Below are 23,577 nucleotides of genomic sequence, written 5' to 3' on the forward strand. Positions count from 1 at the left end.
CCATGTCAGGCATGGATGCAGACCTCCGGCTGGACGCCCAGCTGTGCTTCGCGCTCTACGCGGCGTCCCGGGCCACGACGGCGGCCTACCGCGAGCCGCTGGCCGAGCTCGGCCTGACCTATCCGCAGTACCTGGCGCTGCTGGCGCTGTGGGAGGAGGACGGGCAGACCGTCACCGCGCTGGGCTCCCGCCTGCGCCTGGACAGCGGCACGCTGTCCCCGCTGCTCAAGCGGATGGAGACCGGCGGCCTGCTGGAGCGGCGCCGGGGCCGTGCGGACGAGCGGCGCGTCACCGTGCACCTCACCGCGGCCGGCGACCGCCTGCGGGGGCACGCCCCGGACGTGCAGCGCCGCGTCCTGGCCGCCTCCGGGCTCACCCCGGAGGAGATGGCCACCCTGCACCGGCTGGCCCGCCGGATCGGCGCGGCCGGCCCCTCCGGCCCTGCGACCACGGGCCCGCACGCCACCGGCCCGGGACCCGCCGTGCCCGGGACCGCCCCGGCCGCCCCCACGCCCCCGCTCGCCACGCAGCACACCAGCGAGCGGGCCCCCCAGCACCCCACCGATCACCCCACCGAGGAGTAAACCCATGCAGACCGTCTACACCGCCGAGGCCCTCGCCACCGGCGCCGGCCGCAACGGCCGCACCCGCACCAGCGACGGCCGGATCGACCTCGGCCTGGCCGTCCCGCAGGAGATGGGCGGCTCCGGCGACGGCGCGAACCCCGAGCAGCTCTTCGCCGCCGGCTACGCCGCGTGCTTCCACTCCGCGCTCCAGCTCGTCGCCCGGCAGCAGAAGGTCGACCTGGGCGACTCGAGCGTCGGGGCCCGGGTGGGCATCGGCGCGGACGGCCAGGGCGGTTTCGCCCTGCAGGTGGCCCTCGAGGTCGTCCTGCCCGACCTCGACGAGCGGACGGCCCGGGCGCTGGCCGACCGGGCGCACCAGGTCTGCCCGTACTCCAACGCCACGCGCGGCAACATCGACGTCGTCGTCGACGTCGCCCAGGACTGACCCGGACCGCCCCCGGCCGCGCCCCCGGACGCGGCCCCGCACCCGACCGACCGATCGACCGATGATGGAGCACCGCATGACGCAGCCCACCCGCACCCGCCGGATCACCCTGGCCTCCCGCCCGCAGGGCGCCCCCGTGCCGGAGAACTTCCGGCTCGAGGAGACCGAGCTGGCCGAGCCCGGCCCCGGCCAGGTCCTGGTCGCCAACCGCTGGATGTCCGTGGACCCCTACATGCGCGGGCGGATGAACGACGTGAAGTCCTACGTCCCGCCGTTCCAGGTGGACCAGCCCCTCGACGGCGGCGCCGTGGGGCAGGTGATCGCCTCGGGCGCCGCGGAGCTGCCGGTGGGAGCCACGGTGCTGCACAGCGCGGGCTGGCGCGAGCACGCCCTGCTGGACGCCGGGTCCGTCACCGTGGTGGACCCGGAGCTGGCCCCGGAGTCCGCCTACCTGGGCGTGCTGGGGATGCCCGGCCTCACCGCGTACGCGGGCCTCATGGGCGCGGCGCGGTTCCGCCCCGGGGACACGGTGTTCGTCTCCGGGGCCGCCGGCGCCGTGGGCTCGCTGGTCGGGCAGATCGCCCGGCTCAGCGGCGCCGCCCGCGTCATCGGCAGCGCCGGCTCCCCGGAGAAGGTGCGGCGGCTGCTGGAGCTGGGCTTCGACGCCGCCTTCGACTACCACGACGGGCCCGTGCTCGACCGGCTGCGCGAGGCGGCGCCCGAGGGCATCGACGTCTACTTCGACAACGTGGGCGGCGAGCACCTCGAGGCGGCGATCTCCGTGCTGAACACCCGGGGCCGGGTGTGCCTGTGCGGGGCGATCTCGCAGTACAACGCCACCGAGCCGCCTGCCGCGCCGCGGAACCTGGCGCTGGCGATCGGCAAGATGCTGAGCCTGCAGGGCTTCCTGGTCGGCGGCTGGCAGGACATGGCCCCGGAGTTCCGCGAGCGGATGGCCGGCTGGCTGGCCTCGGGGGAGATCTCCTGGGACCAGACCGTGCGGGAGGGCCTCGAGGACGCCCCGCAGGCGTTCATCGACCTGCTGGCCGGCGCGAACACCGGGAAGATGGTGGTCAGGCTCTGAGCCCCACGGCGTCGCCGCACCGCCGTGCGGCGAGCGCGCGCACCCCGGACACCCTGAGGTCCGGGGTGCGCGCGCATCCCGGCCCGGGCGCGCCGAGGCGGTCGCGGTGCCCACGGATGCGGGCGGCCCGGTGTGCGGTCCGCGGACCCCGTGTCATGAACCGGTTGACAGAGTGGTGGTCATCACAACAAACTAGGGCAACATTTGTTGCCCTACAGGCATCAACCCGACAAGCCCCCGGGGACCCGGCCGCCAGGCCGGGTCCCCGGTTCCAGCACGGACGCCCGCCCCGGTCTCCCACCACGGATGCCGCCACGGTGTCCCGCCACGACGATGCGGAGCGCGGACCATGCCAGCTGCCCTGACCGAGGACGAGGTCGTGCGAGCCGCCGACGCGCTCGTCGCGGCGTTCGCCGCCACCGACACGGAGGCCTACTTCGCGGCCTTCGCGGCCGACGCCACCTTCGTCTTCCACACGGAGCCGACCCGCCTGGAGGACCGCGCCGCCTACGAGGCGCTGTGGCGCTCGTGGCTGGACGCCGGGTGGCGGGTGCTCGAGTGCCGCAGCTCCGCCGCCCGGGTCCAGGTGCTGGGCTCCGTGGGGATCTTCACCCACGACGTCCGCACCACGGTCCGCACCCCGGACGGCCCGCAGACCACGCAGGAGCGGGAGACCGTCGTCTTCGCCCGCCGGGACTCCGGGGAGCTCCTGGCCGTCCACGAGCACCTCTCCCCCGCCGCCCCGCCCACCTCGAGCGCCCAGGAGGGCCGATGAGCTCCCAGCATCCCGCACCCGCCGGCCGCGCCCCGCGGTCCCGGCCCGCCACCTCGCCCTGGGCCCGCCTCTCGGACCACCTCGACGAGAACACCGACGGCTACGGGCCCCTGCGCGGCACCCTGCCCACCGGGCGGATCACCATGATCTGGCTCGCGGCGAACCTCGTGGTCACCACCCTGCTCACCGGCACCCTGTTCGTGCCCGGTGTCCCCTGGGCCACGGCCCTGGGCCTGATCCTGCTGGGCACCCTGCTGGGCGGGGCCGTGCTGGTGCTGGTGGGCAACATGGGCACCCGCACCGGCCTGCCCACCATGGCGCTGACCAAGGGCGCGTTCGGGCTGCGCGGCTCCTTCCTGCCGGTCGTGGCCAACGTGGTGGTGCTGATGGGCTGGAGCTGGGTGCAGGCGATGCTCGCCGGCGTCACGGTCAACCACGTCGTGGCCCAGGCCACCGGGTTCTCCAGCCCCGTGCTGTTCTCCGTGCTGGCCCAGCTGGTGGTGGTGGGCCTGGCCATCTTCGGGCACACCGGCATCGCCCGGGTCGAGCCGTGGCTGGCCCTGGTGATCCTGGCGATCATGGCGTGGATCTTCGTCGTCGCGTTCACCACCCACCCGGTCGGGGACTTCCTGGCCCTGCCGGCGGACCCGTCCGCCGGCTGGACCGCGGTGTCGGTGCTGGACGTCGTGATCGCCACCGCGATCTCCTGGACCGTGCTCTCGGCGGAGTTCAACCGCCTGGCCCGGACCCAGTCCGCCGGCGTGGTCGGCTCGGCGGTCGGCTACACGCTCTCCACCACGCTCGCCATGGCCCTGGGCGCCACCGCGATCGCCTGGGTGGTCCTCGAGGGCGGCGAGGCCGTCCCGTTCGACCCCACCGTGATCGTCGAGGCGTTCGGCGCCCCGCTGGCCGTGGTGGTGTTCCTGTCCGTGATGGCGACCAACACCATGGTGGTCTACGGCATGGTCTCCTCGGTGGTGAACATGGTGCCGTCCTCGCGGCTCCGGTTCCTGCCCACCGCGCTGGTGCTCGGCGCGATCTCCGTGGTGGGGGCCACCTGGCTGGGCCTGCTGGGCCAGTTCACCGCGTTCCTCACCGTCATCGGCGCGCTCTTCGTGCCGGTCTTCGCGGTGATGCTGGCCGACTACTACGTGGTCCACAAGGGCTCCTACGACGCCGACATCCTGCGCGGGCGCGGGGGGAAGTACTGGTACCGCGGCGGGGTGAACGCCGCCGCCGTGCTGACCTGGCTCGTGGGCGCGGGCTCCTCGCTGCTGCTGACCTACGTGCTGGCCAGCCCCGTGGGGGCGACCATCCCCACCTTCGTGATCTCCTTCGTGCTCTACCTCGCGTGGGCCGCGGCGGCCCGCCGGATCCGCAGAGACCGGCCGGTCTCCCGGCACCTGGCGGAGGGCACCCCCGGCAGCGGTGCCGAGCCGGAGGCCACCGGTGCGCGTCGTTGACCTGAGCCACCCGGTGCGCACCGGGATGCAGGTCTTCCCGGGCGATCCGCACGTGCGCACGCGCACCGCCGCGACCGTGGCCCAGGACGGGTTCCGGGTCGCGGAGCTGCACCTCGGCACCCACTCCGGCACGCACGTGGACGCCCCCTCGCACACGGTCCAGGGCGGCGCCGACGTCGACGCCCTGGAGCTGTCCTCCCTCGTGGGACCGGCCCTGGTCGTCGACGTCGCGGGCTGCGCGCCCGGCCGGGTGATCCGCTGGACGGACGTGGCCGGGCAGCTCGACCGGCTCGCGCCGGGCACGATCGTGCTCTTCCGCACCGGCTGGTCGGCGCACTTCGGCACCGAGCGCTACCTCGAGCACCCGGTCCTGGACCCGGAGATCGCCCGCCGCCTGGTCGCGGCCGGGGTGCGCACCCTCGGGGTGGACACCCTCAACCCGGACCCCACGCCCACCGCGGACGCCACCGGCCCGGTGGCGCTGCCCGTGCACGAGGTGGTGCTCGGGGCGGGCGGGGCGATCGTGGAGAACCTCACCGGTCTCGCGGCCGTGGACCGCCCCGGGGCCGTGTTCGCGGCCCTGCCGCTGCACTTGACCGGCATGGACGGTTCCCCCGTGCGGGCCGTGGCGATGTGGCCGGACGCCGGCGGGGACGGGGACCCGGCGGGCGGCTGAGGTCCGGCGCCCGGCCGAGCCCGGCCGCACTCAGCCGGCGGCGAGGCGGCCCAGCGGGCTGTGCTCGAAGTCCTCGAGCAGGGCCTGCGGATCCGCGTAGACGGCCACTGCCCCCGCCTCCCGCAGCTCGGTCTCGCTGATCCCGCCGCTGGTCACGCACACGGCGTCCAGCCCGAGCTGCCGCGCCGACTCCACGTCCCAGCGGGCGTCGCCCACCACGACCGTGTGCTCCGGGCGCAGGTCCCCGGCCTCCAGCGCCGCGGCGAAGATGTCCGGGGCGGGCTTGCTGCGCTCGGCGTCGGTGGCGGTGGTCACGGCCGTGAGGACGTCGTCGGAGCCCAGGGCCTCGCGCATGGCGGCGACCTCGGTGACGTTCGACGACGACGCCAGCACCACCACGAGCCCGGCGTCGGTGCAGCGGCGCAGCAGCTCCGCGGCCCCGCGGGTGGGCTTGAGGCCGGACCAGTGCACGGAGAACAGGGCGCCGTGGGCCGCCCCGATGGCGTCGTCCTCGTCGGTGTCCCGGTCGGCGGGCAGCAGCTCGTCGATCAGCTGCTCCGAGCCCATCCCGATGAGCCGGTGGATCCGGTGCATGGGCACGTCGTGGCCGGCCTGGTTGAAGGCGTGCCACCAGGCGACGGTGTGCAGGTAGCTGGAGTCGATGAGGGTGCCGTCGACGTCGAACAGGACGCCGCGCCTGACGGAGGCGGAGGAGTCGGGGGTCCGGGGAGCAGTCATGGCCTCACCCTCCCACCCGATGGCCGGGCGGGCAACGGGCGGCGGGGACGGCGCACGAGGACCGCGAGCGCACCGGCCGAACGGGGCCGGTTGCCCGCGGACTGCGCGGCTGCCGATGCGGATCGCCGAGCGGCCGGACTCCGGCCCTCTCCGGTCACCGCATCAGCGAGGCTCGGCGGCGCTGTGCGGGCCACGGCCCCGGTCCGCGGAGGCCGGGCCGAGCGGGACCTCGCCGTTGCCTCGCCCACCGCCCTCGCCCGCGCCGTCGACGTCCTGGGTGGAGGCCGCGAAGCGCGAGATCACGGCCGCGGCCGCGTCGGTCATCTCGCCGAGCCCCCGGACGTCGACGTTGGCGAGGTCGTCGCACGCGGCGTGGTAGCAGAAGTCGTAGGCGACCCCCGCGCGGCCGCCGAACAGCGCGGCCTGCTCCGCGGTCTTGATTCCTTCGGCGCCCGTGAAGAGGCCGCCGGAGGGGATGCCCTCGGCGATGAACGGCCCGTAGTCGCTGCGGCCGCTGAACTCCGTCTCCCCGGAGGCCAGGCCCACGGAGCCGAAGTGCTCGTGGAAGGCCGCCTCGATCGCGGCGGAGCCCTCCGGCGCCGTCACGGGTCCCTCGGGTCCCGGCACGGGCGGGAACGCGGAGTGGTCGCCGTCGTAGACGAAGCGTCCGTAGTTCGGGGAGCCGATCATGTCGAAGTTCAGGTACAGCGCGATGTCCTCCAGCGTGGCGGGGGCGTTGGCCCGGAGGTCCGCGACGTAGTGCTGGGACCCCCGCAGACCGAACTCCTCCGCTCCCCACCACGCGAAGCGCACCGTGTTGGCGGTGTCCGTGTCCGCCAGCGCCTCGGCGATCGCCAGGATCCCCGCGGAGCCCGAGCCGTTGTCGTTGATCCCCGCGCCCTCGGGCACGCTGTCCAGGTGGGCGCCGACCATCACGGTGTTCCCCGGATCGCCCGTGCTCGTCTCGGCGAGGACGTTGAAGGATTGGCGGTTCTCGGAGACGGTCTGCGCCGTCACGGTCACCTCGCCTCCGCCCAGCAGCGCGGTCCCGGCCGCGTGGCTGAGCCCGACCACCGGCAGCGTCGTGCCGCCGGGCTCCCCGAGGGTGCCGGCGACCACGCCCTCCTCGCCGGGCAGGCCCGTGTTGAAGATCAGTACGGCGGCCGCCCCGGCGGCCTGGGCGTTGGCCGCCTTCGTCCCGAAGGGGCACGTGCCGCGCTGAAGCAGCGCCACGTTCCCGGCGGTGAAACCGCTGAAGTCCTCGGCCTCGCACCCGCTGGTGCTCACTCCCGGGGCGCCGGTGGTGTCCACGGCCTGCACCGGTGCCGTCACGGTTCCTGAGCCGGAGTAGACCATCACGGACGCCTCCCCGGCGGTCAGCAGCCGCGGGACGCCGCCCGGGCCGGGCACGGCGACCGTCGTCGGGACGAGCTCCTGGAAGAACGGGAACGTGAAGGCCTGGACCCGCGGGGCGTAGCCGGCGGCCCGCAGCCGGCCGACCACGTAGTCGACGCTGCCCCGGTAGCCGGGGGTGCCCGAGGCGCGGGTGCCGTTGTTCGCGTGCGCCACGGCCTGCAGCACCTCGAGGTGCGACATCACCTGTCCCGGGGGCACGGCCAGGGCGGCGGCTGCTCCGTCGTCGTCACCGGCCCCCGGAGGGGCCGCGACGGCGCCCGGCGCCGCGAACGCCAGGGTGCCGGCCAGGGTCGCGGCCACCGTCCATCGGCGGGGTGTGCGGTGCGGCATGGGTCCTCCCGGGGCCTGGGGCCGATCGGGGGCTCGACCGTGTCCATCATGGGCCCCACGAGCGGGTGGAGACCCGCGCACAGCATCTCAGCCCCAGGTCAGAGGCACAATGTTCGGACCGATTGTGGCGCGGGCGGCGGCTGCGGGGACCTGCGACGAGGACTTCGGCCCGGTGGAGCAGCCGGACGGCCCCGCCGGGACGCGCGGTGCGTCCCGGCAGGGCCGTCCGGCCGTCGAGCTCCGTGGCGGTCAGGCGGCCGCCTGGTCGTGACCGTGGCCGTGCCCGTGCTCGGAGTGCGGGCCGTGGCCGCGGTCCTTGCCCTTCGGGTGGCCGACGGCGCCCTTGCCCTTCTGCTTGTAGGGCTCGCCCTCGCCGTTGACGTCGTGGGTGGACATCGCGTAGCGCAGGACGACGGCCGCGGCGGCGTCGGACATCTCCTCCATGCCCTGGAGGTTGACGTTGGTGATGTCGTCGCACACGGAGTGGTAGCAGGAGTCGTAGGCCACGCCGGCCTGCCCGCCGAACAGCTCGGCCTGCTCCTCGGTCTTCACGCCCTCGGCGCCCGTGAAGAGCCCGCCGGACGGGACGCCGGCCTCGATGAAGGGGCCGTAGTCGCTGCGGCCGCTGAACTCGGTGTCGCCGGAGGCCAGTCCCACCGAGGCGAAGTACTCGTGGAACGCCGCCTCGATCGCGCCGGAGCCCTCGGGGACGTTGGTGTCACCGGGGTCGAACGTGGAGGCGTTGCCGTCGTAGACGAAGCGCCCGTAGTTCGGGGAGCCGATCATGTCGAAGTTGAGGTACATCGCGATGTCCTCGAAGGCCTCGGGGTCGTTCTCCCGCAGATCGGTCACGTAGTGCTCGGCGCCCAGCAGGCCGAGCTCCTCCGCGCCCCACCAGGCGAAGCGCACGTTGTTCTCGGTCCTGGTCTTGGCGATCGCCTCGGCGATGGCGAGGATGCCCGCCGAGCCGGTGCCGTTGTCGCTGATGCCCGCGCCCTCGAGCACGCTGTCCAGGTGCGCGCCGACCATGACCGTGTTCTCGGGGTCGCCCGTGCCGGTCTCGGCGAGGACGTTGTAGGTGGTGCGGGTCGCCGAGACGGTGTCCGTGCTGACCGTGACCTCCTGGGCGTCCAGCAGGTCCACGCCGGCCCGGTAGCTGAGCCCGACCGTCGGCAGCGTGGTGGCCTCCGGGGAGCCCAGGGTGCCGGCCACGGTGTCCTCGGCGTTCGGCAGGCCCGTGTTGAAGATCAGCACGGCGGAGGCGCCCGCGGCCTCCGCGTTGGCCGCCTTGACCCCGAAGGCGCACGTGCCGCGCTGCAGGAGGGCCACGCTGCCCGCCCGGAAACCGTCGAAGTCGCTTGCCTCGCACCCGCTGGTGCTGGCCGCGCGGTCACCGGTGGTGTCCACGGCCTGCACGGGGGCGGTGACGGTGCCCGTGCCGGAGTAGGTCATCACCGCGACGTCCTCCGGGGCGAGCCGGGTGCCGTCCGCGCTGACCGTGGCGGGGCTGACCTCCTGGAAGTACGGGAAGGTGAACTCCTGGACCTCCGGGGTGTATCCGGCGGCCCGTAGCCGCTCGACCACGTAGTCGACGCTGGCCCGGTAGCCGGAGGTGCCCGAGGCGCGGTTGCCGTCGTGGGCCTCCGCGATGGACTGGAAGGCGGTCAGGTGCTCCGTGAGCTTCTGCCCGGAGACCGCCTGGGTGATCTTGTGGGTGGTGTTGTTGTTGCTGTGGTCGCGGGAGGGGGCCGCGACGGCGCTGGTGGCCGTGAGCGTCAGGGCGCCGGCCAGGGCGGCCGCCGTGATCCAGGAGCTGGGCGTGCGAACGGGCATGGGACCTCCAGGTGAGCGACGGCCGGAGGTGACCCGGCCGTGACGCGGTTCACAGTCATCGGGGGATGACGCGGATTCGCATATGTTCACAGCCGGGTTACCGGTGCGTCAATGACTTTTGTCCACTGATCGGCCCACAGCTCCGGCCGGCAGGGCTCACGGGGGCGTGCGGGCGCGGCGCCGCACGGCGACGGCTCCCCCGGCGGCCACCGCGGCGAGCACGCCCAGGGCCACGAGCCCCGTGCGGACCGGCCTCAGCTCCTCGAGCGCGCTGGGCCGGGGCCACCCGTCCGGGGGACGGAGGCGCGCCCCGTCGTCGATCGTGGAGGAGGCGAAGCCCAGGACGACCGCGGCCGTGGCGTCGCTCATCTCCTCCAGGACCTGGAGGTCGACGTTGTCCAGGTCGTCGCAGGCGGAGTGGTAGCAGGGATCGTAGTCCTCGCCGGCCTCGCCGCCGTACCGGTCCGCCTGCCGCCGCGTCTTCTCGCCCGTGTCGCCGGTGAAGAGCCCGCCCACGGGGACGCCGGCCGCGGCGAACACGAGGTGGTCGCTGCCGTCGTCGATGGGCACCTCCTCGGCGGCCAGGGACACGGACTCGAAGTAGCCCGCGATGGCCGCCTCGACGGCCTCCGATCCGGCCGGGGCCTCGACGGAGTCGTGCCAGCCGCCCCCGGCGCTGTCACCGTCGTAGAAGAAGCGGCCGTAGTTCGGGGAGCCGACCATGTCGAGGTTCAGGTACAGCGCGATGTCCTCGAACGCCGCGGGGTCGTCGGCCCGGAGGTCGGAGACGTAGTGGTCGGCACCGTTGAGGTTCACCTCCTCCGCGCCCCACCAGGCGAAGCGCACCCTGTTCCGCGTCTCGGTGCCGGCCAGGGCCTCGGCGACGGCCAGGACGCCCGCGGCGCCGGAGCCGTTGTCGTTGAGGCCCGGGCTGCCCGGCACGCTGTCCAGGTGCGCGCCGACCAGCACGGTGCTGTCCGGGTCCCCCGTGGCCGTGTCCGCCAGGACGTTGTAGGTGACACGGGCCCCCGCGTCCGCGCCGTCGTCGTGATCGTCGTCGTACTCGTGGTGGTGGTCGTCGGCCGGGACCGTGAAGGCCTGCACCCGGGGGTCGTAGCCGGCGGCCCGCAGCCGCTCGACGACGTGGTCGACGCTCGCCCGGTAGCCGCCGGTGCCGACGGCGCGGTCGCCGCCGTGGGCGTCCGCGGCGTCCTGGAACGCCCGCAGGTGGCCCTGCAGCTGCTCGGCGGTGACGGCTCGGGTGATCTGCTCCGTCGAGGCGGCACCGTCCGGGCCTGCCGGAAGGGCCGCGGCAGGGACGCCGGCCGTGAGGGCGAGAAGCGCAGCCAGGAGGAGCCCTCTGCCGGACTCTCGTCGACGCACGGCCCCTCCCCACGATGCGGCGCCGTGCCCGGCCGGACGTTCCTCCGATGTCGATCGCGAACCGACGGTGCCGTGCGCTCAGGCAAGCACGAGCGGAGCCTCCGGTCAACGCTTGCCGGCGGATGACATTCTCTGTCGCAACACGGCCGTGTGGACCCGATTTCCCACGCACGGGGCGGGATGGCTATGATGGAGCAGTTGTTTCCGGCCGAGGCCGGACGCTTCACGGGATGTGGCGCAGCTTGGTAGCGCGCGTCGTTCGGGACGACGAGGTCGCAGGTTCAAATCCTGTCATCCCGACCAGATGATGTCGCAGGACATCGGCGAGGCCCGGACCCACGGACGTGGGTCCGGGTCTTTCGTCATGCCCGGGTCTTTCGTCCTGTCCGGGCGCGACGTCCGGGGACAGCACCGGAGCCCCGGGGGACTCCTCGGTCCCGGAGGCCTCCTGCGTGTCCCGCGCCCGCCGAGTCGTTCGGGCCCGGGCAGTCAGCTCAGCCGGCCGCCGGAACGCTCGAGGTAGCAGGCCGCGCACAGCGACTCGTAGGAGACGGCCGCGCCGTCGATGGCCACCTGGTCGCCCTCGAAGATGAACTCCCCGCCCACGCGCCGGGCGTTGAACATCGCCTTGGAGCCGCAGCGGCAGATCGTCCGCAGCTCCTCGACCGTGTGCGCCACCGCCAGCAGACGGGCCGCGCCGGGGAAGGCATCGGTGCGGAAGTCCGTGCGCAGGCCGTAGGCGAGCACCGGCACACCGTCGAGCACGGCGATGCGCAGCAGGTCGTCCACCTGCTCCGGCGTCAGGAACTGCGCCTCGTCCACCAGCAGGCAGTGCACGGTGCCGTGCTCTTCGACGGCGGTGCGGAACTGCTCGCGCACCCGGTCCTCCGGGGCGAGCAGGAGGTCGACGGTGCGGGACTCCCCCAGCCGCGAGACCACGGTCCCGGCGCCCTTGGAGTCGATCGCCGGCTTGGCCACGAGGACCGTCTGGTCCCGCTCCTCGTAGTTGTGGGCGGCCTGGATCAGGACCGTGGACTTGCCGGAGTTCATCGCGCCGTGGCGGAAGTAGAGCTTGGCCATCAGGCGGCGGGGCCGTGCGGGACCGAGGACATGAGGGCGTTCACGAGGGGTGTCTCCTGGGGGCGTGCTGCAGGTCCGAGGCGGGGACGCTCGAACGGTTCCAGGACACTGTACGTCCACGGAACCCGGCCCCGGGCGCAGGCGGACCGCTCCGCACCACCCAGGGGTCGGCCCCCAGGCCCCCTGCTGTCCCCGGAAGAAGCGACGCTCCCCACCGACCATGTCGCAAATGCATGGATTAGGCTCCGAGTCGACGAGCGCGCCCACCGGCCGCGCGGGGACCGGCTGATCCTCGCTCCCCCGCGGCCGACGGGGCACCGTCCTCGTCGCGGGCGCCTTGGGAGCGCCCGGCCACGTCCGCTTGCTCCGGGGGGAGTCCACATGAATCTCGAGATCGACCGCGTCCTCGACGACGCCGGCTTCGGCGTGCTCGGCGCCGTCCTGCAGCTGTTCACGGAGTGGTCCTTGTGGCTGGGCATCGGCCTGGCCGTCGGGGCCGTCGTCACGTCCGCGATGACCCGGAAGGTGCCGTGGACGCGGGAGGCCGCCGTGTGGCTGTGCTCCATGGCGGCCACGGCGTGCTTCGCCGTGCACTGGGCGTCCGGCGCCGTCTGAGCCGACGACACCACGATGAGCTCCGCCACGCTCGCAAAGGGGTTGAGGTACTACCGTGTGCCGGTCCTACAGGCCTTCACACCCATTGACTGTCATCTGCATGGCTCTGCGAGGCGGAATCCCAGCGATCTGTAGGCGCCGCGCCAACATCACGGTGCCTGCGTCCCGTCATCGCTAACCGGGGAATCGCGACCAGGAGAGCCGCCGGGACGATGGACACCAAAACAGGCGAAGCCAGGAGCATGGCAGGGGCTATCAACCATGCTTTGTCGAGGCGCGCGGCCAGGAGAACCAAAGCGATCGCAATGGAGCAACGAAATATGAAAAGCCCCAACCCGTCCCGGGTGCCGTCCCGATTCGATACTAAGAAATCGAACCAGGCATCCCAGGCTTGCGGTTGCAGCACGTAGCCGATCGCCGCAATGGACAATGCCGCTACTGCCCCTGTGAAGAAATCCCGCCACTGCCTACGCCCAGCGAACCACAACAGCCCGACGCCCATGGTCACTTTGGTGAGAATCGGAAAAGCCCAGAGGCCGGGCCAACGCACCCCCAGCACCGCAGCCACCGCCAGAAGCAGAAAAATGTTGCTCACCAGGATTTCCGGCAAGCAGTAGATGAAGAGCGGCACTGCCCACTGCCAGCGCAGGGGCCGTACCAGCCACACCGCGGTCAGGAGGAGGAGTACCGTCCATGAGACCAAGAACACTGGCCATGGCAACCAGGACAACGGCTTGAGCAACCACAAGAATGCCGGAGAGTACAAATAGGCATCCACCGTCCCAGCAGCCCTGCTGTAGGCAAGATCGCCTTGAGCTGCCAGCCAGTAAGCGTGCGAGTCCTGCCCATAAACTCGCGGTTCGATGACGACGCTTTGAACAATCTTGCCCAGGACAAGCACGGCCAGAACCCATGCCCCTACCAGCGCTGTTCGCATGAACAACGGGAACCGCTTGGAGAACTCGGCTCCTGGAGCCGTCGGCCATCCCTCAACTGTGGAAGTCACCGTAGGCACCGAGGTACCCCTGCATGGGAAATCAAGAACACATACAACTGCGGTCCACACCTTTCACATCCTGTGGTCTTATCAACCAAGCTTGAAGAGCAACGTCTCGTCCCCGTCCTCCAGCTCCCGGTCCGCCAGGTCCCACCCGGAGCGGGTCAGCTGTTCGACCAGGTCGTCGGTGAGCGACGTGTCCGCGCCGGCCCGCCGCAGCTCCTCCTCGAGGGCACGGGCGAGCATCTCCTGCTCGAGGGGCCCGTCCGGGCCGGTGAGCTCGGGCACGGAGAGGTCGTCCAGCAGGCACACGCCCTCGCAGGTGAGCTCGACCACGAGGCCGGCTTCGAGCCTGCTGGAGGTGGTCGTGGTGGTGGACGTCGTGGTCCGCTCCGTGATCTTCTCCGAGAACTCCCCTGCGCCCGCCGGTGCAGGAAGCTGCACCAACGCCTGGGTCGGAGCCTGTGCCGGGGCCTGCACCGGAGCCTGCACCGGCGCCGCCACGGGGGCGGGGGCTGCGACGGCACCGGCCCCTTGGGTTGAGCCGCCGCCTCCCCCGGCAGCGGGCGTCCCGGAGGTGCTCCCGGCGACTGCGGGCTGGCCGCCGCTGCCCGCGGCCGGAGCGGAGGACGGGGCCTCCGCGTCCGGGGCGGGCCGTGAGGTGGGCTGCGGCTCCGGCGTGGCGGACGGGGTCGCCGTGGACAGCGGCGGGAGCGGCTCGTAGGTGTGCGCGGACCGCGCCTCGGCCGCGGCGCTGCCGCAGCCGGTGAGTGCCGCGAGCGCGAGCGCGGCCAGGGCAAGGATGCGGGTCTGCTGGGTCATCGGGTTCTCCAGTAGCGAGAAGGGTGCAACGGCGGTCAGGAGGTCTGGTCGGAAGCGGCGGACCGGCGGCGGTGCAGCGCCCACGAGCCGAGGCCGGCGCCTACGGCCACCACGCCGAGGAGCACCGTAGTGGAACTCTGCGATGCGCCGGCGGACTGCACGGCTCCGGTGCCGGTGTTCGCCGTGACGGCGTCGGCGTACACGGAGCCGTAGCCCGCGCCGTAGTCGTAGCCGGCAGCGCTGTCGAAGCCGGAGCCGGCCAATCCGGAGACGGTCGTGGTGGTCTCCGTGACCGTCTCGGTGTGCGTGCTCGTCGACTCCTCGAACAGCACGAACGCGTCCACGGTCGCGTTCACGCGCTGCCCGACCTCCGGGGCGACGACCACGACCGGGACGTCCCGCTCGGGCGCGGCGCCGCTCTCGGTCACGGGCTCCGGCCGGACCGCTCCGTCGCCGGACGGCTCCGGCCGCGGGTCGTCGTCGCGGCCGACGGCGCTCGGTTCCTCGGCGGCGCCGTTGTCACCGGCGACCGGGTCGGCGCCGGGGATCGGTCCCGTGTCGCCGTCGTCGGGCTGTTCCTCGTTCCCGGCGGACTCGCCGGCGCCCGGTGCGGGGAGCTCGGCGATCGTGAACGCAGCGCTCGCGGACCAGGTCAGTGCGCGGTCCCGGCCGGCGATGAGCAGGTCGCGGTAGCGGTCGTCGGCGAGGACGGTGAGCTCGGTGGAGGGCGTCGTGGCGGTCACGGTCGCGGTGAGCTTCCCCTCGGTGGTGCCTGCGGGCACGGCGAGGTCGAGCACCTGCTCCTGCTCCCCGTCCGTGACGGTCAGCTCACGGGCTCCGTCGGCGAAGGTCACCGGTCCGGAGAGGGCCACGGTCACGGTGTCGTGGACCTCCGGAAGCCGGACGAGCAGGCGCTCCGGGCTGCCGTCGGCAGCGTGGTCCACGGAGATCGCATAGCTCTTCTGCGCCTCGAGCACGGGCACGGTGCGGCGGGCGTCCTCGACCAGGACGGCCGCGCGGTCGATGTGCGACCGCGCGAGGCCCGACAGCTCAGGATCGGGCGCCTCGACTGAGGCCAGGGAGCGCACGGCCCAGTGGACGGCCAGCGCCTCGTGCGGGTCCGCGGTGCCTCCGTAGACGGAGAGGATGTACCCGGCCAGCGCGGCGTTGTCCGGCTCCCAGTAGACGGGGATGTCGCCGACCTTCTCACCGACGACCTGCGTCGCGCCTCCGGCGGGGTCGTCGAACGGCTGAGCCACGGCGTAGTGCTCGTCGTCGAGGACGTCCTCCCCCGTCGGGGCCAGGGGCTGGGCCTCGTGGATGCCGTAGGCGGTGTCCCCGTTGCTCAGCGTGACGGGGGTGAAGTAGCGCTCCGGCCCGGTGGTGGGCGTGCCCTCGGGGACCGGCACCGCGGTGCCGGCGATCCCTACGGGGGCGGCGACGGCCGGCAGCGCGGTCAGCAGCGGACCGGCGACCACGGTGGTGCCGGCGAGCACCGCGACGGCGAGCAGCCGCGGGCGGCGGGCGGACGGGATGGAGGGCATGGCTGTCTCCTGGCGAGGGGGGATCGTGACGGATCGGCGAGGGGACCACCGTCGTTTACCAATGTAATTGCATGGGGTGTCGGTGTCCCGTGGAAGACGCCGTGCGACGGGCGGTGTACCCGCAAGAGCGGACAGTGTCACGTCGCGCACCGCGTCACGGGACGGGCGCCGTCTGCGGGTCGAGGGCGAGGTCCACCACCAGGTTGTTGGTGTAGGACCACGTGGGCGAGCCGTCGGGGCGGACGTAGTCGCCGGAGCAGGTGATCAGGGACAGCCCGGGCTCGCCGGTGAGCTCGAAGACGTCCTGCGGCAGCGCGGTCCGCGGGGACGGCTCCCGCACGGCGACCACCGTGTAGGAGTGCACGGCACCGGCCCCGTCGGAGACCCACAACTTCTGGCCCGGCCGCGCGGTGTACAGGGTGCCCAAGGCGGGAGCCTCCGCGGGGTGGTCCACGTGGCCGGCCAGCACGGCGTTGCCCTGCGCGGCGCCGATCGGGGACGATTCCTCGTACCAGCCGATCGCCGCCCGGTCCGGGTGGGTGGGCACGACCATGGCCCCGCTCCCGTCCGTGCCGACGGTTTCGAGGTCCGCGTCCACGCCGATCGACGGGGAGCACACCCGCGCCCGGGTGAACAGATCGCCGCAGGTCTCCGGCCCGTTGACGCCGGTACCGGGGCCCGGATCACCGGCCGTCCGGGCGTCGTTCGCGGTCGAGGAGGAGGTGGAGAGCGGGCCGGGGGCGCTCACCGAGGTGGGGTCCGCGTGCTGGACGTCCCCGCCGAGGACGACGGACCCGTTCAGCTGCTGCTGCACGAGCAGACCGGTGGCGACGAGGGAGACGAGGGCGAGGAGGGCAGGAAGGACGGAGAACTTCTTCGGCCTCGTAGGATCGATGGTCTTCAGCATTCCGCTCACATCTTCAGGACGTTGAGCACGGTCGGCCCCAGCACGGTGAGGAAGAGCACCGGCAGGATGAACAGCATCAACGGAATGAGGATCTTGGTCGGGATCTTCTGCGCCGCCTCCTCGGCCCGCTGGCGCCGCTTCACCCGCATCTCGTTGGCCTGCGTGCGCAGCACCGTCGAGATGGAGATGCCGTAGGCGTCGGCCTGGATCACCGCACGGGTGAACTGCCGCAGGTCGGGTACGTCGGTGCGCTGTTCGAGCGCCAGGTAGGCGTCGCGGCGCGGAATGCCCACGCGCATCTCCTGCAGGGTGCGCACGAGTTCCTCCGCGAGCGGGCCCTTGCCGTTGTGCCCGGCACGGGCCATCGCGGACTCGAAGCCAAGGCCGGCCTCCACGGCGATCATCATCTGGTCGAGGGTGTCGGCGAGCTCAAGTCCGATCGCTTTCTGCCGCTCGATCCCTCGGGAGTAGAGCAGCAGTTCAGGCAGGAAGTACCCCACGGGCACCATGACCACGGTGATGAGCAGAATCATGCCGTTGCCGTTGGTAACCGCCAGGAGCAGGAAGCCCATGAGGAGGGCCGCGCCCAGGGCGTACACCTTATAGGCCAAGAGCCGGACGATCGGCCACTCCGCCGGCCGGCCGGCCTTGGAGTGGAGGTTCTCGAGCCGCTCCTGTCCGTTGGTGGTCGTGAAGCGGCGAGCCCAGCCGAATTCCGGGGCATCACGGGGCGTTCCGGCACCGGCGCTCTCGAACCCTGCACGCAGATTGAGCCGGACCAGTCGGTCCCCGCCCCAGCGCACGCCGACGGCGAGCCAGATGGCCAAGACCGCGGCACCGGCGAGGAGGAATAGGCCGAATAGGAGGGCAGTCATGGAACGTCCTTCAGGTCAGGGCGGGGGCTCAGAAGGTGATCTTGACGATCCGCGACATCCAGAAACCGCCGATCGCGAACATCAGCAGCGCGACGACGATCAGTGCGTAGCCAAGGATGCCGCTCGTGACGAACTGGGAGATGTAGTCCGGAGCGATCAGTGACAGGATTGCGACGATCAGTACGGGCAGCAACATGAGGATGTAGGCGGACATCTTGCCCTCCGCCGAGAGCGTCTTGACCTGCCGCCGGATCTGGTTGCGCTCACGGATGGTGCCCGCCACGCGGTCGAGCACCTCGGCGAGATCACCGCCGACCTCGCGGTGGATGCCGATCGCCTGGGCAACCCACGAGAAGTCCTGAGAGTCCATGCGCTTGGCCGCCTGGTCAAGGGAGTCGTCGAGGTCCATACCGAGCCGGGTCTCGTTGACGATCCGCGTCAGCTCCTCGGACGTCGGCGCTTCGGACTCCCTGGCCACCGCGTCGACAGCCCGCAGCAGCGAGTGGCCGGCCCGCAAGGAGCCAGAGAACAGCTGGAGGGTGTTGTCGAGCTGATCGGCAAAGATCCGCTTGCGCCGGTTCGTGAGGAAGCCGACGCCGACCTTGGCCACCAGTGGAGCCGCCAAAAGGAACAGCAGCCCGAGCAGCAGGCCACCGGCGAGGGTCCCGGCGGCAGCCGCGACGACCATGCCGATGACGACCAGCACCAGGAAGTCGGCGGGCGAGGACTTGATCCCGGCGTTCTCGAGCGCCGCGGCGACCTTGCGGGTCCAGCCCTTGCGCTCCAGGAACTCCGCGACCGCTTCGGTGGTCACGCCCGAAAGCCGGGACAGCTGCGAGCTGTCCAGCTCTCTGGGCCCGCGTGGGGGCCGGCGCCGGTCCATGGGCAGCCGCGGGGTGCGGGAGCGGAAGACCACGAACAGCCCGAGCAGCCCGGCGAGCACCAGCAGGGCGACGCCGACCAGCAGCGGTGCCATCAGCGCCGTCCCGGGTCGAAGACGGAGGGGTGGAGCTTGATGCCGTAGTCCTCGAACTTGTCCACGAAGCGCGGCCGCACCCCGGTGGAGCGGGTCGTGCCGCGGAACCGGCCGGTCCGCGGGTCCACGCCGGCGTCCCAGTCGAAGAGGAAGGCGTCCTGCAGCGTCACGGTCTCCCCCTCCATGCCCTGGATCTCGGTGATGTGGGTGACCCGGCGGGTGCCGTCGCGCAGGCGGGAGAGCTGGACGACCACGTGGATGGCCGAGGCGATCTGCTCCCGGATGGCCCGCTGCGGCAGGTCCATGCCGGCCATCATCACGAGGGTCTCCAGACGCGAGATGGTGTCACGCGGGGAATTGGCGTGGATGGTCGAAATCGACCCGTCGTGGCCCGTGTTCATGGCCTGGAGCATGTCCAGCGCCTCACCGCCGCGGCACTCCCCCACCACGATCCGGTCGGGCCGCATGCGCAGGGAGTTCTTCAGCAGGTCGCGGATGGTGATCTCCCCGCGGCCCTCGATGTTGGCCGGCCGCGACTCGAGCTGGACCACGTGGTCCTGCTGCAGCTGCAGCTCCACGGCGTCCTCGATCGTCACGATGCGCTCACCGTGCGGAATGAAGGAGGACATGACGTTGAGCATCGTGGTCTTGCCGGTGCCGGTGCCCCCGGCCACGAGGATGTTGAGATGTGCCTCGACGCACGCCCGGAGCAGCTCGGCCATCTGGGGGGACACCAACCCGAAGCGGATGAGGTCCTCGACGGTGAGCGGGTCCTTGGCGAACTTGCGGATCGTCAGGGACGACCCCTTCACGGCCAGCGGCGGGATGACCGCGTTGACGCGCGAGCCGTCGGGCAGGCGCGCGTCGACCAGCGGCGAGGACTCGTCGATGCGCCGGCCCACCTGGGTGACGATCTTCTCGATGACGTGGCGCAGGTCCTGCTCGGAGGCGAACGTCGACTCGGACAGGGTGACCTTGCCCTTCTGCTCGACGAAGATCTGGTCCGGGCCGTTGACCATGATCTCGGTGACCGAGTCGTCGTCGAGCAGCTCCTGCAGCGGTCCGTAGCCGAGCACGTCGTCGCTGACGGAGCGGATCAAGCGGATCCGCTCCTCGGAGGACATCGGCACCTGCTCCTCGGCGACGATCCGCGTGAGCTCCTTGGTGGCGAAGTCCTTCAGCTGGATGTCGGAGAGGCTCGAGTCCGACTGCCGGGAACCGATGCGGTCCAGCAGCTCCTGCTTGACCCGGTGCTTCAAACCGGCCAGCGCGTCGACCTTACCGGTCTGCATCCGCGGGGCCGGCTCGGCCGGCACCGCCGGTGCCTCCGGGGCAGCGGAAGGAAGCACGAGTGAGCTCAGGGCCGGCGCGCTATCCGCAGCCGGAGGAAAGTCCTCGGCCGGCGACGTGACGATCTCCGCCTCAAGCAGATGAACGGAACCGCCCTGATCTTCTGCTGTCCGGGCAGGAGGAGCAGGAGCCACTTGGGGCGGGGGAAGGGTCTCGCCGCGAGCGGCGGCCAGGCGTTCGGCGAGCTTCACGAGCGGACCAGAGCCTTCCGTGACGGGCCCCGCCGGGATGCGGAGCGCTGGGGAGCGAAGGAGTCGACGAGGGCCTGCAGCTGCCGGGCGGCCTTGTCCTTGGGCGCGTGCAGCAGCAGGGGCTCGCCACGGTTGGTGGCGTAGGCGGCCATGCGGGAGCGCGGGACCACGTGGTCGACCGAGGCGCGGATCGTGGCCTCGACGTCCTGCACCGACAGCCCGGTGTTGCGGTCGGCGGCATTGACGACGACCTGCGCCCTCGGCGGGACGAGGTCGATCTCCCCGAGCAGGTCCATCTGCTTGCGGAGTCCACGCACCCCGGGGACGTCCATCCCGGTGAGAAAGACGACGTCGGTGGCCGCCTCCAGCGCGGCGAGCGCGTGCTCGCCCATGCCCGGAGCGGTGTCCACGACGACGTACTGGAACTGACCGGACAGCTGCTCGAGCAGGTGCGCCACCTGGGCGGCGCCCACCAGCTCGCCCTCCGCCGGATTGGCAGGAGTGCACAGGGCGTAGATGGAAGCAGGGTGCACGGTGAGGAAAGTTTTGAGCACCAGGGCGTCGTCGACGGACGGGCCGCTCACCGCCTCGGTCAGCGAGTGCTCGGGGGCCAGCCGCAGCGCGGCGGCGACGTCCCCGAACTGGACGTCCAGGTCCACGATGACCGTGCTCATGGGCGCGATCCGGCCCAGTCCCACGGCCAGGTTGGTGGCCACCGTGGTCTTGCCGACCCCGCCCTTGGGCGAGGTCACGACGATGGTGCGCGAGTCGTCGCGACGGGCCGACGGCACGGCATGCATACTCCCGGTCGCCGGACCGCTGGTAGGGAGCACGCGGCGGCGGGACTCCGCGGCGTCCAGGACACGGGACAGAGTGCCGAGGATGCCATCGGGATCGGCGTCGAGGTCGAGCACGTCGCGGAAGCCGGCGCGCATCGCGGCCACGGCCAAGGACATGTCCCCCGGCACCACCAGGACGAGGGCGACCTCGGGGCGCTGGATGTCGAAGACGCCGCCCAGGCGCAGGGCTTCGTAGAGATCCACGCCGGGACCGAGGACGACCGCCGAAGGAAGCTCGCCGATGGAGCGTCCGAGCAGCTCGTCCGGAGTGGACGGCAGGGCGGTGCCGAGCACGGTCTGCACCTCGCCGGGCAGTCGACCCTGGACAGCCTGACGAAAGCGGGCGTCGTAGGCAGGGTCGCCGGTGACCAGCAACAGGCGGCTCATGAGAAGTCCTCCCGCGTGGCGCCGTTGGCGTTCTCCTCGGCGTCCTCGGGCTCGAGGGAGAGCCAGATCCGGCCGAACTCGGAGGCGTAGACGATCTTCTCGGCGGTGTCGGCGTTGACGGCGAAAGTGACAAGCATGGAGCCCTCCGGCACGGCGGGGGCCTCATTGCCGCTGACCTCGGCATCAGCTTCTCCCTCCGCGGGAGCGGTCGCAGTCGGTGCGCCCTGTACCGAGGTGACGAGAATCTTGTCCAGGTCCTTGGCGGTCCGGGCCTGCCGGTTGTCGTCGCTTTCGAAGGAGACGAACAGTCCGACCCGGTCCCCGGCTGCGAGCTGGCCACCGACCACGCGGGGAGCGTCCAGCTGGACGGTCACTTCCTGCAGTCCGTCCGGGACCGGCATGGTTCCGGGAGCTTCGAGAGCCTCAGGGTCGACCAATCGCGAGTCGAGCAGCTGCTCTCCCGGCTGCAGGTCCACGCCGGCGACCTTGCCGTTTTGGCCGTCCAAAGAGGACAGCGCGCCTTCCGGTACCACGGCGGCGGGCACCGTATGCACGGCGATGGACTCTCCGAACTCCTCCACGGGAGTGCCCTCGGAAATCGGCGCGGTCACGAGGTAGACCTCGCGGGGTTCCTGGTCGTCCAGGGCCCGGGCGTCGGCCGCGCCGACGTAGGTGGTGACGAGGACCAAGCCGGCGATGGCCAGGACGGCCATCACAAAGCCGGCGAGAATGCGGATCTTCACGGTGTTCTTCCCGAGATCGAGGGGATGGGGAGTGATGGAAATCGGGCGCTGTGGAACATCTCTGGTTGTCCTACTCGTCGAGTCCCACGACGACCACGCCGTAGTCGGTGGGCGTGGGGTCGCCGGTCTCGGGCAACTCGAACTCCGCCTCATCGAGGCCGACGAAGCGGACGAACTCGCCGACCACGCCAGTGCAGGGATTAGTGCAGGTGGCACCCGGTGTCGTGTTGCCCTCCGAGGTGGAGGGAAAGTTCCAGCCGAGCAACTTGAAGGCAGCCCATCCGTCCGGGCGATACCATCCGTTGTTGCCGGTTGCGCCAAGATCGTTGTAGATGGGCAGGAGGATCGTTTGGCCCTTCAACGTGGGCAGTTTGGTCTTGCACTCGCCGGGGATGCTGTTACCGGGATCAGAGTAGGATTTTTGACCGATCTCGACGAGCGCCTGGCAGGAATTGCTGTCGATGACGCCGAAGCCACCGGGCAGGTTGTGACCGGAGGTGGCCTTGTACCCGCACTCCTCCATGTCGGTGCCGTCGCTCTTCTTGGTCTTGCCATTCCCGTTACCGTTACCGTTGCTGCCGCTGTGCATCTGCAGCACCTGTGGGCCGGTCCCGAGGTGGAAATCGCACCGGGAGAAGATGAAGGGAAGGGCAGCAGTCCCTCGGTACGGAGCGCGCCAGGAGGCCTTGGCCGCCGCGGACACGTACGCCTCGTCCTGTCCCGTGACGAACCCGAAATTCAGGGCGAGGGATCCGGCGCCGTCTGAGTCGAGGGAGTGCACCGCGACCTTGACTGTGCTGCCGGTCCTGACCGGCTGATCCACATCGACGGTGGTATCACGCACGTTCGCGACAGCGTACTGGCGCGCGCGCGTCAGCATGGCCGCAGCTTGACAAGGGTCGCCGGCCGCGCAGTCCTGCGCCACGGCGAGGGCCGCGGCATCGGCGGAGGACTGCAGTTGCGCGCGCTCCTCGTACATCAGTCCGACGTCGATGGCGATCGCGGCTGCCAGTAACAGCACGACGAGTGACACAGCTGTCATGACGGCCACGGCCCCTCGTTCACTGTTCGTGCGGTGGATCTTGCGGGCACGAAACAAGTGGTCGATCAGCCGCCGCATCGCATGGCTGCCTTCCCCTTGAGGGACACACCGTTCGCGATACCGGTAAGAGTCTGGAGTTCGTGTGTCACGGTCACCGATATCTGCTGCCCTGGGAGGCACACGGTTGGCGCGGCGGCAAAGTCCGTTGTCGTGAGGGCGACGGACGGTGCCGCCGTCCTTCCGCGGCTGACGGCGTCGCCCCAGACGTTCTCGATCGCCATGGTGCGCGCGGTCTCCCTGGCTGCATGGGTGAGGCTGATCTGGACGTTGTAGGCACGGCCGCATTCGATGATGCCCAGCAGAATCACGAGCAACATCGGTAGGACCAATGCGAACTCCACGGCTGCGGCCCCGCGCTGCGAGTTCCAGATGGTCATTGCACGTCCTTGGTGGAAAAGGAGCCGGGGGTTTGGAGTACCAGAAGCAGGGAGCGTCGCGGC

At 71.5% G+C, this 23,577-nt stretch carries 23 protein-coding genes and 1 tRNA gene; 8 read left to right on the forward strand and 16 right to left on the reverse strand.

Going from position 1 to position 23,577, the window contains the following annotated elements; translation table 11 throughout:
* Positions 1 to 11: 11 nt before the first annotated feature.
* The 6 genes from ACWCOM_RS01205 to ACWCOM_RS01230 all read left to right on the forward strand — a co-directional run bounded on the left by ACWCOM_RS01205 (position 12) and on the right by ACWCOM_RS01230 (position 5,009).
* The gene (locus tag ACWCOM_RS01205; RefSeq protein WP_454546905.1) at positions 12 to 584 is read left to right on the forward strand and encodes a MarR family winged helix-turn-helix transcriptional regulator; all 573 of its coding nucleotides are present in this window, start codon (positions 12 to 14) and stop codon (positions 582 to 584) included.
* 4 nt (positions 585 to 588) lie between these two features.
* On the forward strand, positions 589 to 1,011 hold the full coding sequence (locus ACWCOM_RS01210) for an organic hydroperoxide resistance protein (protein WP_454546906.1): 423 nt from the start codon (positions 589 to 591) through the stop codon (positions 1,009 to 1,011).
* A 76-nt stretch (positions 1,012 to 1,087) separates the two neighbouring features.
* Positions 1,088 to 2,095, forward strand: coding sequence for an NADP-dependent oxidoreductase (locus ACWCOM_RS01215; protein WP_454546907.1), 1,008 nt, complete (start codon positions 1,088 to 1,090; stop codon positions 2,093 to 2,095).
* A gap of 349 nt (positions 2,096 to 2,444) precedes the next feature.
* Positions 2,445 to 2,870 (forward strand): YybH family protein, encoded by a 426-nt coding sequence (locus ACWCOM_RS01220; protein ID WP_454546908.1) that lies wholly within the window; start codon positions 2,445 to 2,447, stop codon positions 2,868 to 2,870.
* Positions 2,867 to 4,333 carry a purine-cytosine permease family protein gene (locus tag ACWCOM_RS01225; RefSeq protein WP_454546909.1) on the forward strand — a complete coding sequence of 489 codons (1,467 nt, stop codon included), beginning with the start codon at positions 2,867 to 2,869 and terminating at the stop codon, positions 4,331 to 4,333. The genes ACWCOM_RS01220 and ACWCOM_RS01225 overlap by 4 nt, the downstream gene beginning before the upstream one ends.
* Positions 4,320 to 5,009 carry a cyclase family protein gene (locus ACWCOM_RS01230; protein ID WP_454546910.1) on the forward strand — a complete coding sequence of 230 codons (690 nt, stop codon included), beginning with the start codon at positions 4,320 to 4,322 and terminating at the stop codon, positions 5,007 to 5,009. Before ACWCOM_RS01225 ends, ACWCOM_RS01230 begins: the two co-directional genes overlap by 14 nt.
* Before the next feature lie 30 nt (positions 5,010 to 5,039).
* Here the strand turns inward: ACWCOM_RS01230 and ACWCOM_RS01235 are convergent, their stop codons facing one another.
* The 4 genes from ACWCOM_RS01235 to ACWCOM_RS01250 all read right to left on the reverse strand — a co-directional run bounded on the left by ACWCOM_RS01235 (position 5,040) and on the right by ACWCOM_RS01250 (position 10,709).
* Positions 5,040 to 5,747, reverse strand: a complete 708-nt coding sequence (locus tag ACWCOM_RS01235) for an HAD family hydrolase (RefSeq protein ID WP_454546911.1) — start codon at positions 5,745 to 5,747, stop codon at positions 5,040 to 5,042.
* 162 nt (positions 5,748 to 5,909) lie between these two features.
* Entirely contained in the window at positions 5,910 to 7,493 is a 1,584-nt protein-coding gene (locus ACWCOM_RS01240) for a M20/M25/M40 family metallo-hydrolase (protein ID WP_454546913.1), read from the reverse strand.
* 249 nt (positions 7,494 to 7,742) lie between these two features.
* Positions 7,743 to 9,326, reverse strand: coding sequence for a M28 family peptidase (locus ACWCOM_RS01245; RefSeq protein WP_454546914.1), 1,584 nt, complete (start codon positions 9,324 to 9,326; stop codon positions 7,743 to 7,745).
* Between the two features lie 156 nt (positions 9,327 to 9,482).
* Positions 9,483 to 10,709: a M28 family peptidase gene (locus ACWCOM_RS01250; protein WP_454546915.1), complete on the reverse strand. Its 1,227-nt coding sequence runs from the start codon at positions 10,707 to 10,709 to the stop codon at positions 9,483 to 9,485.
* A 226-nt stretch (positions 10,710 to 10,935) separates the two neighbouring features.
* Between ACWCOM_RS01250 and ACWCOM_RS01255 the strand changes: the two genes are divergently transcribed.
* Positions 10,936 to 11,012 (forward strand) — tRNA-Pro (locus ACWCOM_RS01255).
* Between the two features lie 186 nt (positions 11,013 to 11,198).
* Here ACWCOM_RS01255 and ACWCOM_RS01260 read toward each other — a convergent pair.
* Entirely contained in the window at positions 11,199 to 11,789 is a 591-nt protein-coding gene (locus tag ACWCOM_RS01260; RefSeq protein ID WP_454546916.1) for a thymidine kinase, read from the reverse strand.
* Between the two features lie 381 nt (positions 11,790 to 12,170).
* Here ACWCOM_RS01260 and ACWCOM_RS01265 point away from each other — a divergent pair, with 381 nt between their 5' ends.
* A complete protein-coding gene (locus tag ACWCOM_RS01265; protein ID WP_454546917.1) occupies positions 12,171 to 12,404 on the forward strand; it encodes a hypothetical protein in 234 nt (77 codons plus the stop codon).
* Positions 12,405 to 12,480: 76 nt separating this feature from the next.
* Here the strand turns inward: ACWCOM_RS01265 and ACWCOM_RS01270 are convergent, their stop codons facing one another.
* The 11 genes from ACWCOM_RS01270 to ACWCOM_RS01320 form a co-directional block, all read right to left on the reverse strand.
* The gene (locus ACWCOM_RS01270; protein WP_454546918.1) at positions 12,481 to 13,341 is read right to left on the reverse strand and encodes a glycosyltransferase family 87 protein; all 861 of its coding nucleotides are present in this window, start codon (positions 13,339 to 13,341) and stop codon (positions 12,481 to 12,483) included.
* Between the two features lie 150 nt (positions 13,342 to 13,491).
* Positions 13,492 to 14,223, reverse strand: coding sequence for a hypothetical protein (locus ACWCOM_RS01275; RefSeq protein WP_454546919.1), 732 nt, complete (start codon positions 14,221 to 14,223; stop codon positions 13,492 to 13,494).
* Between the two features lie 35 nt (positions 14,224 to 14,258).
* Positions 14,259 to 15,767 (reverse strand): hypothetical protein, encoded by a 1,509-nt coding sequence (locus ACWCOM_RS01280; protein WP_454546920.1) that lies wholly within the window; start codon positions 15,765 to 15,767, stop codon positions 14,259 to 14,261.
* A gap of 154 nt (positions 15,768 to 15,921) precedes the next feature.
* Complete coding sequence (locus ACWCOM_RS01285; protein ID WP_454546921.1) at positions 15,922 to 16,674, reverse strand: class F sortase; 753 nt, start codon at positions 16,672 to 16,674, stop codon at positions 15,922 to 15,924.
* 5 nt (positions 16,675 to 16,679) lie between these two features.
* Positions 16,680 to 17,549: a type II secretion system F family protein gene (locus ACWCOM_RS01290; RefSeq protein WP_454546922.1), complete on the reverse strand. Its 870-nt coding sequence runs from the start codon at positions 17,547 to 17,549 to the stop codon at positions 16,680 to 16,682.
* Positions 17,550 to 17,577: 28 nt separating this feature from the next.
* A complete protein-coding gene (locus ACWCOM_RS01295) occupies positions 17,578 to 18,525 on the reverse strand; it encodes a type II secretion system F family protein (RefSeq protein ID WP_454546923.1) in 948 nt (315 codons plus the stop codon).
* On the reverse strand, positions 18,525 to 20,066 hold the full coding sequence (locus tag ACWCOM_RS01300; RefSeq protein ID WP_454546924.1) for a CpaF family protein: 1,542 nt from the start codon (positions 20,064 to 20,066) through the stop codon (positions 18,525 to 18,527). Before ACWCOM_RS01300 ends, ACWCOM_RS01295 begins: the two co-directional genes overlap by 1 nt.
* Positions 20,063 to 21,292: an AAA family ATPase gene (locus tag ACWCOM_RS01305; protein WP_454546925.1), complete on the reverse strand. Its 1,230-nt coding sequence runs from the start codon at positions 21,290 to 21,292 to the stop codon at positions 20,063 to 20,065. The genes ACWCOM_RS01300 and ACWCOM_RS01305 overlap by 4 nt, the downstream gene beginning before the upstream one ends.
* A complete protein-coding gene (gene cpaB / locus ACWCOM_RS01310; protein WP_454546926.1) occupies positions 21,289 to 22,035 on the reverse strand; it encodes a Flp pilus assembly protein CpaB in 747 nt (248 codons plus the stop codon). Before cpaB ends, ACWCOM_RS01305 begins: the two co-directional genes overlap by 4 nt.
* 70 nt (positions 22,036 to 22,105) lie before the next feature.
* Positions 22,106 to 23,155 (reverse strand): pilus assembly protein TadG-related protein, encoded by a 1,050-nt coding sequence (locus tag ACWCOM_RS01315; protein ID WP_454546927.1) that lies wholly within the window; start codon positions 23,153 to 23,155, stop codon positions 22,106 to 22,108.
* Positions 23,143 to 23,514, reverse strand: a complete 372-nt coding sequence (locus tag ACWCOM_RS01320; RefSeq protein WP_454546928.1) for a TadE family protein — start codon at positions 23,512 to 23,514, stop codon at positions 23,143 to 23,145. Before ACWCOM_RS01320 ends, ACWCOM_RS01315 begins: the two co-directional genes overlap by 13 nt.
* Positions 23,515 to 23,577: the final 63 nt, after the last annotated feature.

It is taken from the genome of Kocuria sp. KH4 (assembly GCF_053711175.1).

Excerpts from the sequence above, each read along its gene's own strand:
- ACWCOM_RS01240 (WP_454546913.1), bottom strand. The coding sequence starts at position 7,493 with ATGCCGCACCGCACACCCCGCCGATGGACGGTGGCCGCGACCCTGGCC.
- ACWCOM_RS01210 (WP_454546906.1), top strand. The coding sequence starts at position 589 with ATGCAGACCGTCTACACCGCCGAGGCCCTCGCCACCGGCGCCGGCCGC.
- ACWCOM_RS01225 (WP_454546909.1), top strand. The coding sequence starts at position 2,867 with ATGAGCTCCCAGCATCCCGCACCCGCCGGCCGCGCCCCGCGGTCCCGG.
- ACWCOM_RS01265 (WP_454546917.1), top strand. The coding sequence starts at position 12,171 with ATGAATCTCGAGATCGACCGCGTCCTCGACGACGCCGGCTTCGGCGTG.
- ACWCOM_RS01320 (WP_454546928.1), bottom strand. The coding sequence starts at position 23,514 with ATGACCATCTGGAACTCGCAGCGCGGGGCCGCAGCCGTGGAGTTCGCA.
- ACWCOM_RS01290 (WP_454546922.1), bottom strand. The coding sequence starts at position 17,549 with ATGACTGCCCTCCTATTCGGCCTATTCCTCCTCGCCGGTGCCGCGGTC.
- ACWCOM_RS01305 (WP_454546925.1), bottom strand. The coding sequence starts at position 21,292 with ATGAGCCGCCTGTTGCTGGTCACCGGCGACCCTGCCTACGACGCCCGC.
- ACWCOM_RS01215 (WP_454546907.1), top strand. The coding sequence starts at position 1,088 with ATGACGCAGCCCACCCGCACCCGCCGGATCACCCTGGCCTCCCGCCCG.
- ACWCOM_RS01315 (WP_454546927.1), bottom strand. The coding sequence starts at position 23,155 with ATGCGGCGGCTGATCGACCACTTGTTTCGTGCCCGCAAGATCCACCGC.
- ACWCOM_RS01270 (WP_454546918.1), bottom strand. The coding sequence starts at position 13,341 with ATGCGAACAGCGCTGGTAGGGGCATGGGTTCTGGCCGTGCTTGTCCTG.
- ACWCOM_RS01260 (WP_454546916.1), bottom strand. The coding sequence starts at position 11,789 with ATGGCCAAGCTCTACTTCCGCCACGGCGCGATGAACTCCGGCAAGTCC.
- ACWCOM_RS01205 (WP_454546905.1), top strand. The coding sequence starts at position 12 with ATGGATGCAGACCTCCGGCTGGACGCCCAGCTGTGCTTCGCGCTCTAC.
- ACWCOM_RS01280 (WP_454546920.1), bottom strand. The coding sequence starts at position 15,767 with ATGCCCTCCATCCCGTCCGCCCGCCGCCCGCGGCTGCTCGCCGTCGCG.
- ACWCOM_RS01275 (WP_454546919.1), bottom strand. The coding sequence starts at position 14,223 with ATGACCCAGCAGACCCGCATCCTTGCCCTGGCCGCGCTCGCGCTCGCG.
- ACWCOM_RS01220 (WP_454546908.1), top strand. The coding sequence starts at position 2,445 with ATGCCAGCTGCCCTGACCGAGGACGAGGTCGTGCGAGCCGCCGACGCG.
- ACWCOM_RS01245 (WP_454546914.1), bottom strand. The coding sequence starts at position 9,326 with ATGCCCGTTCGCACGCCCAGCTCCTGGATCACGGCGGCCGCCCTGGCC.
- ACWCOM_RS01235 (WP_454546911.1), bottom strand. The coding sequence starts at position 5,747 with ATGACTGCTCCCCGGACCCCCGACTCCTCCGCCTCCGTCAGGCGCGGC.
- ACWCOM_RS01295 (WP_454546923.1), bottom strand. The coding sequence starts at position 18,525 with ATGGCACCGCTGCTGGTCGGCGTCGCCCTGCTGGTGCTCGCCGGGCTG.
- ACWCOM_RS01285 (WP_454546921.1), bottom strand. The coding sequence starts at position 16,674 with ATGCTGAAGACCATCGATCCTACGAGGCCGAAGAAGTTCTCCGTCCTT.